The sequence below is a fragment of the Kaistella yananensis genome (genome assembly GCF_026107505.2).
Taxonomy (GTDB): domain Bacteria; phylum Bacteroidota; class Bacteroidia; order Flavobacteriales; family Weeksellaceae; genus Kaistella; species Kaistella yananensis.
In genome coordinates, this window is sequence record NZ_JAPCHZ010000002.1 from 374955 (window position 1) to 387982 (window position 13028).

General features: G+C 38.7%; 13 protein-coding genes. 9 read left to right on the forward strand and 4 right to left on the reverse strand.

The genetic code is table 11. The annotated features are described in order from the left end of the window. The first annotated feature begins 60 nt into the window (after positions 1-60). From OK344_RS05980 to OK344_RS06000, 5 genes are all read left to right on the forward strand, one after another. Positions 61-714 carry a CBS domain-containing protein gene (locus OK344_RS05980; protein ID WP_265143920.1) on the forward strand — a complete coding sequence of 218 codons (654 nt, stop codon included), beginning with the start codon at positions 61-63 and terminating at the stop codon, positions 712-714. Positions 715-717: 3 nt separating this feature from the next. After that, positions 718-1584 carry an NAD kinase gene (locus tag OK344_RS05985; RefSeq protein ID WP_088468704.1) on the forward strand — a complete coding sequence of 289 codons (867 nt, stop codon included), beginning with the start codon at positions 718-720 and terminating at the stop codon, positions 1582-1584. Between the two features lie 68 nt (positions 1585-1652). Then, positions 1653-2720, forward strand: coding sequence for a class II fructose-bisphosphate aldolase (gene fbaA / locus OK344_RS05990; protein WP_265143921.1), 1068 nt, complete (start codon positions 1653-1655; stop codon positions 2718-2720). A gap of 78 nt (positions 2721-2798) precedes the next feature. Beyond that, positions 2799-3647 carry an acetyl-CoA carboxylase, carboxyltransferase subunit beta gene (gene accD / locus OK344_RS05995; RefSeq protein ID WP_088468460.1) on the forward strand — a complete coding sequence of 283 codons (849 nt, stop codon included), beginning with the start codon at positions 2799-2801 and terminating at the stop codon, positions 3645-3647. Positions 3648-3698: 51 nt separating this feature from the next. Then, positions 3699-4211 (forward strand): DUF6973 domain-containing protein, encoded by a 513-nt coding sequence (locus tag OK344_RS06000; RefSeq protein ID WP_265143922.1) that lies wholly within the window; start codon positions 3699-3701, stop codon positions 4209-4211. 47 nt (positions 4212-4258) lie between these two features. Here the strand turns inward: OK344_RS06000 and OK344_RS06005 are convergent, their stop codons facing one another. Together OK344_RS06005 and OK344_RS06010 are read right to left on the reverse strand one after the other, a co-directional pair. Next, complete coding sequence (locus tag OK344_RS06005; protein WP_265143923.1) at positions 4259-5491, reverse strand: PQQ-dependent sugar dehydrogenase; 1233 nt, start codon at positions 5489-5491, stop codon at positions 4259-4261. 54 nt (positions 5492-5545) lie between these two features. After that, the gene (locus tag OK344_RS06010) at positions 5546-5926 is read right to left on the reverse strand and encodes a hypothetical protein (RefSeq protein WP_265143924.1); all 381 of its coding nucleotides are present in this window, start codon (positions 5924-5926) and stop codon (positions 5546-5548) included. 46 nt (positions 5927-5972) lie between these two features. On the opposite strand from OK344_RS06010, the gene OK344_RS06015 reads away from it, so the two are divergent. From OK344_RS06015 to uvrB, 4 genes are all read left to right on the forward strand, one after another. Further along, positions 5973-7466, forward strand: a complete 1494-nt coding sequence (locus OK344_RS06015; RefSeq protein ID WP_265143925.1) for a S41 family peptidase — start codon at positions 5973-5975, stop codon at positions 7464-7466. A 130-nt stretch (positions 7467-7596) separates the two neighbouring features. Next, positions 7597-7965, forward strand: coding sequence for a BlaI/MecI/CopY family transcriptional regulator (locus OK344_RS06020; protein ID WP_265143926.1), 369 nt, complete (start codon positions 7597-7599; stop codon positions 7963-7965). 424 nt (positions 7966-8389) lie between these two features. After that, positions 8390-9367 carry a M56 family metallopeptidase gene (locus tag OK344_RS06025; protein ID WP_265143927.1) on the forward strand — a complete coding sequence of 326 codons (978 nt, stop codon included), beginning with the start codon at positions 8390-8392 and terminating at the stop codon, positions 9365-9367. Positions 9368-9468: 101 nt separating this feature from the next. Further along, complete coding sequence (uvrB, locus tag OK344_RS06030; protein ID WP_265143928.1) at positions 9469-11457, forward strand: excinuclease ABC subunit UvrB; 1989 nt, start codon at positions 9469-9471, stop codon at positions 11455-11457. A 469-nt stretch (positions 11458-11926) separates the two neighbouring features. Here the strand turns inward: uvrB and tnpA are convergent, their stop codons facing one another. Then, a complete protein-coding gene (gene tnpA, locus OK344_RS06035) occupies positions 11927-12403 on the reverse strand; it encodes an IS200/IS605 family transposase (protein ID WP_265143930.1) in 477 nt (158 codons plus the stop codon). A 363-nt stretch (positions 12404-12766) separates the two neighbouring features. Beyond that, positions 12767-13027, reverse strand: a complete 261-nt coding sequence (locus OK344_RS06040; RefSeq protein ID WP_265143931.1) for a DUF3820 family protein — start codon at positions 13025-13027, stop codon at positions 12767-12769. Position 13028 lies beyond the last annotated feature (1 nt).

The following is a 13028-nucleotide window of genomic DNA, read 5'->3' on the forward strand; positions in this document are numbered from 1 at the left end:
ATTATTTTTAAAAATTTTCAAAAGAGCCTCAGGTTTTTAATATTTTCCTAAATTAGCATCATGTTTATCAAAGATTACATTTCGAAAGATTACCCGGCTTTCAACTCCAGCGACATGATTGATGATGCGAATGAAATGGCGAAAGAGTTCGGTTATTCTCATGTATTTGTAAAAAAGAAAGGCGTGTACCAGGGCGCGATCAGCCAGTCCTTTTTAGATGAAAGTCCGGAAGGAACGCTGGGCTCACTCGATATGCATTTCGAAAAATTTGCAATCCTGGACGACGGTAATCTGCTCGATTCCATCAAACTTTTTCACACCTTCAACTGCAACGTGGTTCCCGTGATTTCGAAGACCGAAAAATACATGGGCTATCTTTGCTGCGACGATATCTTTAACGAATTTTCAAAATATCCGCTTTTCTCGGAAAACGGCGCGGTGATGATTGTGCAGACCAATGGTAGACATTATTCCATGACCGAAGTCTGCAAAATTGTAGAATCAAATAATGGTAAAATTTACGGCTGTTTCATTAATTTAATTACAGAAGACTATATACAGATCACCCTGAAATTCAATAGCGAAAATACCAGCTCTATCGACGAAACATTCGAAAGATACGGCTACAGCGTAGTTCATAAGTATTATGATGATGAGAAGGAAGACCTGCTGAAAGACAGATTCGGTTTCTTTCAAAAATTTCTGGAGTTTTAAATGATGAAGGCAGCAATATATTCTCAAAAAAGCGACTTAGATACCTTTCTGTATCTCAGTAAATTTGTTTCAGAGCTCGAAAAACGCGGCGTACAGGCGGTTTTACACGAAGAAATGGCCAACGCGATGCAGTTTTCGAAAATCTTTGAAACCTTTTGTGGGAAAGAAGATTTAAAGCAGAAAAAAGTAGATCTTTTTTTTACCTTCGGAGGCGATGGTACCATTGTAAACTCATTGCTATATGTGCAGGATTTAGAAATTCCTGTGGTGGGAGTAAATACCGGAAGGCTGGGATTCCTGGCAAGTTTCAGTAAGGAGGAAGTTTTTTTGGAACTTGATGATATTATTAAAGGAGAAGTAAAAATTAGCCGAAGATCGGTTATTGAAATTGTTTCGCCGAACAACTCTGTTTTCTTTCCCTATGCTTTAAACGATTTAACAGTCTCGCGTAAAGAAACTACCGCCATGATTACGGTAGAATCTTATATAAATGGAGAGTTTCTCAATGTCTTCTGGGGCGACGGTGTCATTATTTCAACCCCAACCGGTTCTACAGCCTATTCATTAAGTTGTGGCGGACCAATTATTACACCAGCCAACGCCAATTTCGTCATCACACCTATTGCACCTCATAATCTGAATGTGCGGCCCTTAATTGTAAATGATGATGTGGAAATTCGCCTGAAAGTTGAAAGCCGTGTTCCGCAATATTCTTTGTCTCTCGATTCCAGGCTGATTCACATGGAAACCGATGTGGAAATTGTGCTGCGTAAAGCAAAGTTTCAGATCCTGCTCATTCATCCCAATAACTTAAGTTTTTACGAAACAATCCGCCAGAAACTCCTTTGGGGAAAAGACAAAAGAAACTAATGTTTTTCGCATAAAATTCTTAACTTTACAGACCTAAAATTCAGAATAAATCTTTTAAAAAATATATTATGAACAGACGTTTTCCGGCAGGTGTTGCCACAGGTCAAATGGTTACCGACATTTTTGAATATGCTAAAGAAAATAACTTTGCACTTCCCGCAGTAAACGTTATCGGTTCCAGTAATGTGAACGCGGTGATGGAAACTGCTGCGAAATTAAATTCTCCCGTAATTATTCAGTTTTCAAATGGTGGCGCAGTATACAATGCAGGAAAAGGTTTAAGCAACGATGGGCAAAAAGCCGCAATAGCCGGTGCAGTCGCAGGTGCAAAACACGTTCACACGTTGGCTGAAGCTTACGGAGCAACTGTAATTCTGCATACGGACCATTGTGCGAAAAAACTCCTCCCTTGGATCGATGGCTTAATGGATGCTAACGAAGAGTTTTTTGCGCAAACCGGAAAATCTTTGTACTCATCACACATGCTGGATCTTTCTGAAGAACCGATTGAAGAAAATCTTGACATTTCCTGTAAATATTTCGAAAGAATGGCAAAAATGGGCATGACACTCGAAATTGAACTTGGAGTTACCGGTGGTGAAGAAGATGGAGTTGACAATTCGGGAGTAGATTCGTCTAAACTTTATACCCAGCCTGATGAAGTGGCGTATGCTTACGAAAGATTGAAGGCAATTTCTCCTCACTTTACCATTGCAGCAGCATTCGGTAATGTTCACGGCGTTTACAAGCCAGGAAATGTTAAACTGACCCCAAAAATTTTAGATAATTCTCAGAAATACGTTCAGGAAAAGTTTGGCCTTGGTGAAAAACCGGTGAACTTCGTATTCCACGGCGGATCTGGTTCTACTGTTGAAGAAATTAGAGAAGCAATCAGCTACGGTGCGATAAAAATGAACATCGATACCGACCTTCAGTTTGCGTACACCGAAGGAATCCGCGATTATATGGTTAACAATCTTGAGTATTTGAAAACTCAAATCGGAAACCCTGACGGAGACGACAAGCCAAACAAAAAATTCTATGACCCAAGAGTTTGGATCAGAAAAGGCGAAGAAACTTTCAGTGCAAGACTTGAAAAAGCTTTTGAAGATCTGAACAATGTAAATACACTTTAAAATTAAAATTTTAGATGATAAATTTTAATTGCGTCGCACTTTTATAATTTAAAATCTGGAATCTAAAATCTATCAAAAATGGCATTCGACTGGTTTAAAAGAAAAGCAAAAAATATCACCACTTCCACAGAAGACAAAAAAGATCTTCCGAAAGGACTTTGGCATCAGACTCCTACAGGGAAAATTATTGAGCATGAGGAACTTAAAGCTAATAATTATGTCTCTCCGGAAGATGGTTTCCATGTGAGAATTGGCAGCAACGAATTCTTTTCAATTCTTTTCGACGGAAATAAATATACAGAACTCGACGCGAACGTAGAAAGCGTAGATATGCTGAATTTTAAAGATACCAAAGCTTATACAGACCGTTTAAAAGAAGTAAAAGCCAAAACCAAGTTAACAGATTCCATCCGTAATGCAGTAGGAACGGTAAACGGAGAGAAAATAGTGATTTCATGTATGGATTTTGCGTTCATCGGAGGGTCATTAGGTTCGGTAATGGGCGAAAAAATCCGTCGTGCAGTAGATTACTGTATAGAACACCGCCTTCCTTACATGATCATCTGCCAGTCTGGTGGAGCAAGAATGCAGGAGGCGACTTACTCCCTGATGCAGTTGGCGAAAGTTCAGGCGAAATTGGCCCAACTTTCAGAAGAAGGCTTGCTTTACATCGCCTATCTGTGCGACCCTACTTTTGGTGGTATTACCGCATCTTTCGCGATGACTGCCGATATTATTATGGCAGAACCGGGCGCGTTGATCGGATTTGCCGGACCAAGGGTAATTCGTGAAACCATAGGAAAAGATTTACCGGAAGGTTTCCAGACTTCAGAATTCCTGCAGGAAAAAGGTTTCGTAGACTTTATTGTGAAGCGTACAGAAATTAAAGAGAAGGTTTCCAAAACCGTGAGACTTCTTGTACATTAATATAATCTTAAAAACGATAAAAATCTCTCCTTTACAGGGGAGATTTCTATTATGAGAAGAATAGCCGGAATATTGCTCAACACCTTAAGAACTTTAAGTTTCAGAAAAATTCTGAGACTTTTGAGACTTGCTCTGCCGCATCCGCTCTTCTCATTATTGGGATTTTATGCGACGGTGAAAAGTTTTATGCTCGCCCAGAAGCATTTCCCGGAAACCAACGCCAACAGCGGAATCGGGAATGCTTACCGACATGCGCTGTGGACATGCCTCATCATGATGTACTGCTGCAAAATATCGTCGCCGCACAAAGCGTTAGATTTCTGTAAAAAAATGACCGATCTGCACGAGGAACTTTTCCCTAACGAACCTTTGGAGAAAAAAATGGATTTACATAATAATCAGGTGGGAATGGATCTTTTCATGGAATTACTTCCCGGGATTCACCGCCAGTTCTTCGAAACTAACTTTTTCGTTGAAAAGCTCTTTGTGAAAACGAAGACCGCAAAAATCCTTTCCAATTTGCAAGATGATTTCGGATCTGATTTAGTATATTTAAAGCAGTAAAAAACCCTCAACATCAGCCAAGGGTCTTGATGCGTATTGAAAATCTTCTATTTTTTAGATATTTTATAAAGTTTTCCGCTGTCTGAAACGGCGTAAAGATTTCCGTCCTGCCCGTTCAGCACATCCCGGATTCTGTCGTTTTTGTCGGTTAAAAGCCATTCTTCACCTACTACTTTATTATTTTCGATTACCAGCCTGATGATTTTCTGTCCGCTTAAGCAGCCGATCATCATATTGTTTTTCCACTCCTCAATATTTCCGGTATAGAAGGTGATTCCGCTCATGGATATGGAAGGATCCCAGTAATAAACAGGCTGTTCTGTTCCCTCTTTTTTTGTTGTTCCGTTGTTGATTTTTTTGCCGCTGTACTCAATTCCGTAAGTTACATCACCCCAGCCGTAATTTTTCCCGGGCTGAATCAGATTGATTTCGTCTCCACCGCGCGGTCCCATTTCTGCGTCCCAAACCTGTCCTTTGTGGTCTATAGCCATTCCTTGCGGATTTCGGTGGCCTGTCGAATAGATTTCCGGCTTCCAACCTGCAAGGTTAGGATTTCCGGGTGCGGGTTTTCCGTCCTTTGTGATTTTTAAAATCTTTCCTAAATAAGAGTCCTGTTTTTGCGCATAAGGCCTGGTTTCCCGGTCAGAACGTTCGCCGGTGCTTACAAAAAGGTAGCCCTCCTTATCAAAGGCCAAGCGGCTTCCGTAATGCTTGTCACCGTCGTAGGTTGGAGTTGCACGGAAAATTACCGTTGGGTTTTCTATTGTTTTTTCATCTGCAGAAAGTTTTCCTTTTGCCACCGCCGTATGATTTCCGCTCGAAACCGGTTCAGAGAAACTCCAGAAAATCATCCTATTACTGGCAAAATCTGGATCTAACGCGACATCAAGCAATCCTCCCTGTCCTTTATCATCAACTTTTGGAAGTCCTTCAACTTTCGAAATTGTTTTTCCGTCTGCTGAAACAATATTAAGGTATCCGGTTTTCGAAGTGATAAGGAATCTGCCGTCCGGTAAATTGATGATTCCCCACGGTTTCTGTAAATCTGAATTGATAACTTCCACCTGATAAGGAATGGTGGTTTTTACGCCCGGAACTCTGGTTTGCCCTGCAAAAGCAGACTGATATTCAGGGGAATTTTTGTCGGCGGTTTCAGGATTGGGTAATATTCCGTTCACGGTGGTATCTTGCGCTGTTACCGAAGTTTTTTGGCTTCCTGTGCAGGAAACAAGGAAAACTATTCCCAACATAGATAAATTTCTAATCGATAAATAATTCATATTTAAATATTTTTTGGTTTAAATCCGTAACTAAAAAAGTAATGCTGTACAAAATTACTGTTTCTGTAATTTGAAATTTACAGGTTTGAAAATTTCAGCGGTATCTGTTTTGAAGAAAATTCCGTTTTCGAGATCGGTAATTTTAGGTTTGAATCCCAAAAGTTTTCTCGATTGCGTAATGACGTTGACTTTATACTTTAAATCAGTTTTATTTTCGGAAGAAATGGTCTGCTGAATCCTGTTAATAACTACAGACGTGGCAGGAATTGAATCGTTACTAAGTTCAAATGATACATGGTAACCTTTCTCTCCTGAAATATCATACGATTCATAAACCGGATTTTTTACTTTTGGCAGTGCGTTTGCAGTACAGGACACGGAAATTAATGCAGAGACGCCTGATAAAATTGCGGGGGTTATGATATTGATTTTCATTATTTTCCGTTAATGGTTAAATTCAAATTTATTAAAATTATTACACATGAAAGGTAAGATATATGTAACAGGTCTAGCGCTTGCCACCCTATCATTGTTATCATGTTCCAGGGATAACGATCCGGCACCCTCATCACCGGCCGCTACAAACTCTGTAAATGATTTTGTGTGGAAGGCGATGAACTCGTGGTATTACTGGCAGCCAAATGTACCTAAGTTAGCTGACAACTTCAAAAACTCTGCCGATTATGCTTCATATATCAATTCTAAAACTCCGGATGGTCTATTTTACAGTCTGCTGTATGATTATGGAAATACCGACCGGTTCTCCTGGATAGAAAATAATAATACCATTATACCCGCATCGAAAATAGCTGAAATTGAAAAATTAACCGGCTTTGATTATGCGGTTTATCCCAAAGATAATACCAATACCTCTGCAGTGGCACTTGTAAATTACGTAATTCCAGGAAGCTCAGCCGCTAATGCTGGAATCGTAAGAGGAGACATTATTACTAAAGTGAATGGTTCACCTTTAACAATCAGCAATTATTCGCAGCTCTCTCAGGACCAGTTTACCATAACAAGAGCTGCAACTGCAGTAATTACTTCCACGGGTTTGGTAACAACCGACAGGGCTGAAAACATCAGCATTACCAAAACAAATATTGATGAGAATCCCGTAGCCTTTTATAAAAAGTACAATTACGGTGGCAAAAATATTGGCTATTTGGTCTATAATGGTTTCAAATCAGATTATAATGATGAACTGAATGCTGCTTTTGCTACAATGAAAGCCGACGGGATTACAGAACTTGTTCTGGATTTAAGATACAACGGAGGTGGATCACTGGAAACGGCAACTGCCCTGGCCCAGATGGTGAACGGAAATTACACCGGACAGCCCTACGTTTACCTTGATTTCAACGCAAAGCATAACGATGAAGACGGAATGGATTATTTAACCAACACCGTGAAAACCTATAACATCGTAAACGGTCATCCGGAACAAACCGGGCAGCAGAATGTAAACAGCCTGAGCCTGAGCAGGATTTATGTATTGGTTTCTTTCCAGACTGCTTCTGCGAGTGAACTTACCGTCATCAGTCTTAATAAATATGTTCCGGTAACCACCATCGGTAACGAAACCTACGGAAAATTTGTTGGTTCCATCTCCCTTTATGATTCGCCTGCATCAGATTACACTTCGTACTCCACCAGAAATACCGCACACAACTGGAAGTTGCAGCCCATTACATTTTCCTATTATAATAAGGACAAAGATCCAAATCCCAGCGGTGGAATCCTTCCGACTTACGATATCAATCCCTATCGGGCAATCAACAATATAAAGGAGTTTGGGAATGTATCGGATCCGGAACTGAAGAAAGCTTTGGAACTGATCAGCGGTCAAACCATTTTAAAAACGGCCGAAAATCCAGTAACCTATAGCAACAGAAATCTACGCTTTCAGCCCAGAAATGAATCTAAAGGTCTTGTCATAGAAGACTTTGAGAGTTTCTCCAAAAGAAAAAAATAGATCAATGAGAGCAGCAACCACTGCTCTTTTTTATTTGTTATGTTTAAAGAATTGATAATATTTTAAAAAATATCTTGCTTTATTGAAATTAAATTCTACATTTGTAGAATAGAATCTAAAAAAGTAGAAAATGAAAAATAAATTAACAGAAGCTGAAAAAGAACTCATGGAAATATTGTGGACAAATAAAACCGCATTTATGAAAGATCTTTTACAAGCGCTTCCGGAACCAAAGCCAGCGGCTACCACTGTTGCCACCAACCTTAAAAGAATGCAGAATAAGGATCTTATCGGCTACAAAAGTTTCGGTAATTCCAGACAGTATTTTCCGAAAGTTAATAAAGAAGATTACTTTAACGGAGAGATGACTTCAATTATTAACCAGTTTTTCAACAGTTCTGTTTCTCAGTTTGCTTCATTTTTTACCGCCAACTCAAAATTGAGTCAGCAACAGCTGAAAGAACTTCGGGACATTATTGATAACCAAATAAAAGATTAAAATGGAAACAATAATTCTAAAAATCGTAATATCTTCCACTGTATTGTTGGGTTTTTATCATTTCTTTTTAGCAAAGGAGCGCATATTTATATTCAACAGAATATTTCTGGTTTTGTCTCTTTTATTTGCGTATTCGTTGCCGTTTATACCGATGCCAACTTATTTCGAAAGCAGCGGTCAGCCAAATTTAATCTTCGGCGAACCTGTTCAGCAATTTCAGCAAGTAGGTGTTAACACCGCCCAACACTTCGACTGGAGTAAACTTATACTTGGTGTTTATTTATCGATATCAACTTTATTCCTTGTAAAATTTATCCATTCATTTTTAAAAATCCTACTTTTAAAAGGAGAGAAAAGAATCTACAAAAATCACCGCATCGTAGTTTTAAATCGAGATTATCCACCCTTCAGTTTTTTAAAAACAATGTACTTTGGTGAAAAGCATTTCGTTGATAATCAAATTGATGAAAGAATATTTCTCCACGAAAAATGTCACGCTTCACAAAATCACACTGCCGATATTTTATTAATAGAGTTCCTCAAAATATTTTCATGGTTCAATCCTGCCTTATACTTTTATAAAAATGCCATGATCATAAATCACGAATTTTTGGCTGATGAATTTGTTCTGAAAAACAACTACGACATCAGTAAATACCAGCATTTAATTCTCCATGAAATTACGAATACACAAATTTTAAAATTAACGCACCAATTCGATTTTAATAACACCAAAAAACGATTTATTATGATGACAACTAAAAATTCCAGATTTTCAGCTATAAAAAAAATTGCTGTTCTCCCTTTGCTTGCAATTCTTTTCGTATTTTTCTCTAAAGAAATTCAGGCCCAAACCGAAGCCTCGAAAGTAAAAGTAAATAGCCTAAACGCTTCAGAAAAACAAGATATAGCCGTTCCTATAGATGAAAAGAATGCTACTCCAGCGGAAAAAGAACTTATAAAGGCTTTTGAAAAAGTTAGAAAAGAAAATATCGTAAAAAATGATACTGTTAAAAAGAAATATAAGTCAAATATGGATAAAGCTGTAGCACCAACTTCAGTAAAAGAAGACAGTCAAAAATTTACGGGTATTCTTCCACAGTTTCCAGGAGGTATTAATGAGTTTAGAAAATTAATTAATGCCAATTTTGACACTTCTGTTTTTAAAGGTGATGAAGGGACGGTAAAAACGGAACTTAATGTGGAAATAGATGAAAACGGAAAAATGGGAACAGTTTCAGCTGACGGAACCAGTGATATTTTTAACAGGGAGGCCATAAGAAGCGTCAGCGCACTTAAAGATAAGGTCTGGACGCCCGCTACAGAAAATGGCATACCTGTAAAACACGTTATAAAAATGCCTATTACGATGACGTTTTCCGGAGCATTTCCAACAAAGTAAAAAATATAATGAGATAGAAAACTTCTAAAGAAATTTTAGAAGTTTTTTTAGTTATTAATAAAGAAAAAAATTCAGTTTTAAAATTTACGTAATTTTGCATCATGCAGTTCAAACTTCAGTCAGAATATAAACCGACAGGCGACCAGCCCCAGGCCATTGAAAAATTGGTCAAAGGCATTGAAATTGGCGAAAAATACCAGACCCTTCTTGGAGTTACTGGCTCGGGTAAAACTTTTACCGTTGCTAATGTTGTGCAGGAAATTCAGAAGCCAACCATTGTTTTGGCGCATAATAAAACGCTGGCGGCCCAGCTTTTTATGGAGTTTAAGGAATTCTTTCCTGATAATGCCGTGGAATATTTTGTGAGTTATTACGACTATTACCAGCCGGAAGCATTTATTGCTTCAACGAATACTTACATTGAAAAAGATCTTTCTATTAACGAAGAAGTTGAGAAACTGAGACTGTCTGCAACCGCAAGTTTGCTCTCAGGTCGGCGGGATGTATTAATAGTAGCGTCGGTTTCTTGTATTTACGGTATCGGAAACCCTACGGAATTCAATAAGTCTTTAATTGAAGTTCAGAAAAATGCCAGAATCACCCGCACCGCTTTTCTACATAAACTGGTAAATGCTTTGTATGCAAGAACTTTAAATGAATTTACACGCGGGACCTTTAGGGTGAAAGGTGATGTTATTGATGTATATCCAGCTTATGCCGATAATGCAGTTCGAATACAGTTTTTCGGTGACGAGATTGAAAAAATTCAGAGCTTCGATCCGCTTTCCGGAAATGTGATGGCAGAGTTTGAAGAGATCAATATTTATCCCGCAAACCTTTTCGTGACCTCCAAAGAAACACAGGTCAATGCCATCCGCGAAATTCAGGATGATATGGTTAAACAGGTTGATTTTTTCAATGAAATTGAAAAACCTTTTGAAGCCAAAAGACTCCAGGAAAGAACCGAACTCGATCTGGAAATGATGAAAGAACTCGGTTACTGCAGCGGAATTGAAAACTACTCGCGTTATTTCGACGGAAGATTGCCCGGTTCGCGTCCGTTCTGTCTTTTAGATTATTTTCCGAAGGATTTTTTAATGGTGATTGATGAAAGTCACGTAACGATTCCCCAGGTTCACGCCATGTACGGAGGCGACAGAAGCCGTAAAGAGGTTTTGGTGGAACACGGGTTTCGTCTTCCGGCGGCAATGGATAACCGTCCGCTGAAGTTTGAGGAGTTCGAAGCCATGCAGAATCAGGTGATTTACGTGTCGGCAACTCCGGCAGATTATGAACTTGAAAAAAGTGGCGGGGAATATATCGAGCAGATTATTCGTCCGACCGGACTTCTGGATCCTGTAATTGATATAAGACCTTCATTAAACCAGATTGATGATTTAATTGAAGAAATTCAGAAGCGAACAGAGATTGATGAAAGAGTTCTGGTAACAACGCTGACCAAGAAAATGGCAGAAGAACTCACAAAATATTTTACAAAATTCGGAATACGCACGCGTTATATCCACTCCGACGTTGAGACTTTGGAGAGAATTCAGATTATGCAGGATTTGCGGGTAGGACTTTTCGATGTTTTGGTGGGCGTAAATTTATTAAGAGAAGGTCTGGATTTGCCCGAAGTTTCCCTCGTTGCGATTCTGGATGCGGATAAGGAAGGAATGCTGCGTTCCCGTCGTTCGCTTGTTCAAACCATTGGTAGAGCAGCAAGAAATGTTAATGGTAAAGCGATTTTGTACGCCGATAAAATAACCGGATCCATGCAGAAAGCGATCGATGAAACCAACTATCGACGCGAAAAGCAGATGGAATACAACGAAAAACACGGTTTGGTTCCACAGGCACTGAACAAGAAAATTTCGGAAATCCTTGTCGGAAGATCCAAAGATTTCCCGGATCCGAAATATACCCAAAAAGAAATCCTGAAACAGGTTGCCGAAGAAAAAGCAAGCTATGGAAAAGACGCCACAGAACTGATTGCAGAAAAACAGAAAGCAATGGAAGCTGCAGCAAGAAACCTGGATTTCATTAAGGCTGCAAAATTAAGGGATGAAATTGCAGCATTAAAAGGTTAGAATTTATAAACCTTCTTTTTCTGTGTTTCGAATGCGACCTTATTCTTCCGGAACCGAACGTGTGTAGCAAGATAATTCGCAGTCGAAAGAGCGTTCCGCAAGAATGCCATGCTCTTCATTAGGAACTTGATAGTTATCGATTTAATATCCGTTGTAATTAGTGTTCCGTTCAAACACCGCATTCTCCTCACCTGCAGACTTAGGAAATCTTCGGGCGGTTCCGTAGGAACCGAATGTGTGTAGCAAAGAAGGTTCGCGGACGAAAGAGCGTTCCGCAGGAATGCCATGCTCTTCATTAGGAACCTGATAGTTATTTATTTAATATCCGTTGTAATTGTAGTGTTCCGTTCAAACACCGCATTCTCCTCACCTGCAGACTTAGGAAATCTTCGGGCGGTTCCGTAGGAACCGAATGTGTGTAGCAAAGAAGGTTCGCGGACGAAGGAGCATTCCGTAGGAACGCCATGACCTAATCTGTTTTATCATCATAAAATTCAAACACATATTTTTGATCAAAATTCACATCGAATTTTATCAGAAATTCCACGTACTCATCTCTAAAACTTTTCTTTTTATGATGTTCTTTCTGATTTTGAATATAATCTACCACAGCATCCCGCTGGCTTTTAGAATATGAAAAGCATCCGTAACCTTCTTGCCAATAAAATGGAGTATCAAGATATCTTTTTTCATTGATAAAATTAGTAGATGAAACTTTTATTTCTTTAACCAACTGAGATATCGGAGAAGATAAATCTTTCAGACTTAAGAAAATATGAATATGGTCCGGATTGGCGTAAATAGAAATCAGTTGATGCTTTTTATTTTCAATGATTCCCGAAATGTATTTTTGTACTTCCTCTCTGAAATCTTCTTTAATCAAATTTTCTCTCCCTTTTACTGCAAAAATGAATTGAAGATAGATTTGTGAATAGGTGTTTGCCATTTTTGATTAATATTTTAACATTGCGTTCCTACGGAACGCTTTTCTCTTAAAACGTTAATTCTACACACATTAGGTTCCTACGGAACCTTCCGGAAAGTTATATTCTGTGGTGGTTTACGCAATTAATTTTATTAATAAAACAATTGACATAATAATAATTTCAACAAGTCCGAAGAGCATTAAGAGAATCCCCAAAACTTTAATATCCGGGGCGTGTTAAGTTTATAAGTTATTTTCCGCCACCAATTCTTTGTCTTTAATTTTTCGTATTCGTAAATATCATGGGCATTATTGTAAAAATAGCGACCCATAAAAATGCCGAATACTCCGACTAATATCATATAAAATCCTGATCCAATCACACTAAAACTTATAGACTTTCTTCTTCGTTTTTTCAAAACTCACTTTCCCACGGATTGGGGTAAGCAGGTCCATTAAACCATTGATTTTGATTTCGTAAATAGTAGAAAGCTGCATCCCCAGTTTGCCTTTGGGCATACCTTCCCGATGAAACCATTCCAGATAATTGATGGGAAGATCTGCAATTACAGTGTCTTTATACTTCCCGAAAGGCATTTTCGCGCTGCAAATTTCCTGCAGGATTTCTGGCTTTAAACCTTCCATT

Excerpts from the sequence above, each read along its gene's own strand:
- OK344_RS06020 (WP_265143926.1), top strand. The coding sequence starts at position 7,597 with ATGAAAAATAAATTAACAGAAGCTGAAAAAGAACTCATGGAAATATTG.
- fbaA (WP_265143921.1), top strand. The coding sequence starts at position 1,653 with ATGAACAGACGTTTTCCGGCAGGTGTTGCCACAGGTCAAATGGTTACC.
- OK344_RS06025 (WP_265143927.1), top strand. The coding sequence starts at position 8,390 with ATGTACTTTGGTGAAAAGCATTTCGTTGATAATCAAATTGATGAAAGA.
- OK344_RS06015 (WP_265143925.1), top strand. The coding sequence starts at position 5,973 with ATGAAAGGTAAGATATATGTAACAGGTCTAGCGCTTGCCACCCTATCA.
- tnpA (WP_265143930.1), bottom strand. The coding sequence starts at position 12,403 with ATGGCAAACACCTATTCACAAATCTATCTTCAATTCATTTTTGCAGTA.
- OK344_RS05980 (WP_265143920.1), top strand. The coding sequence starts at position 61 with ATGTTTATCAAAGATTACATTTCGAAAGATTACCCGGCTTTCAACTCC.
- OK344_RS06005 (WP_265143923.1), bottom strand. The coding sequence starts at position 5,491 with ATGAATTATTTATCGATTAGAAATTTATCTATGTTGGGAATAGTTTTC.
- accD (WP_088468460.1), top strand. The coding sequence starts at position 2,799 with ATGGCATTCGACTGGTTTAAAAGAAAAGCAAAAAATATCACCACTTCC.
- uvrB (WP_265143928.1), top strand. The coding sequence starts at position 9,469 with ATGCAGTTCAAACTTCAGTCAGAATATAAACCGACAGGCGACCAGCCC.
- OK344_RS06010 (WP_265143924.1), bottom strand. The coding sequence starts at position 5,926 with ATGAAAATCAATATCATAACCCCCGCAATTTTATCAGGCGTCTCTGCA.
- OK344_RS06000 (WP_265143922.1), top strand. The coding sequence starts at position 3,699 with ATGAGAAGAATAGCCGGAATATTGCTCAACACCTTAAGAACTTTAAGT.
- OK344_RS06040 (WP_265143931.1), bottom strand. The coding sequence starts at position 13,027 with ATGGAAGGTTTAAAGCCAGAAATCCTGCAGGAAATTTGCAGCGCGAAA.
- OK344_RS05985 (WP_088468704.1), top strand. The coding sequence starts at position 718 with ATGAAGGCAGCAATATATTCTCAAAAAAGCGACTTAGATACCTTTCTG.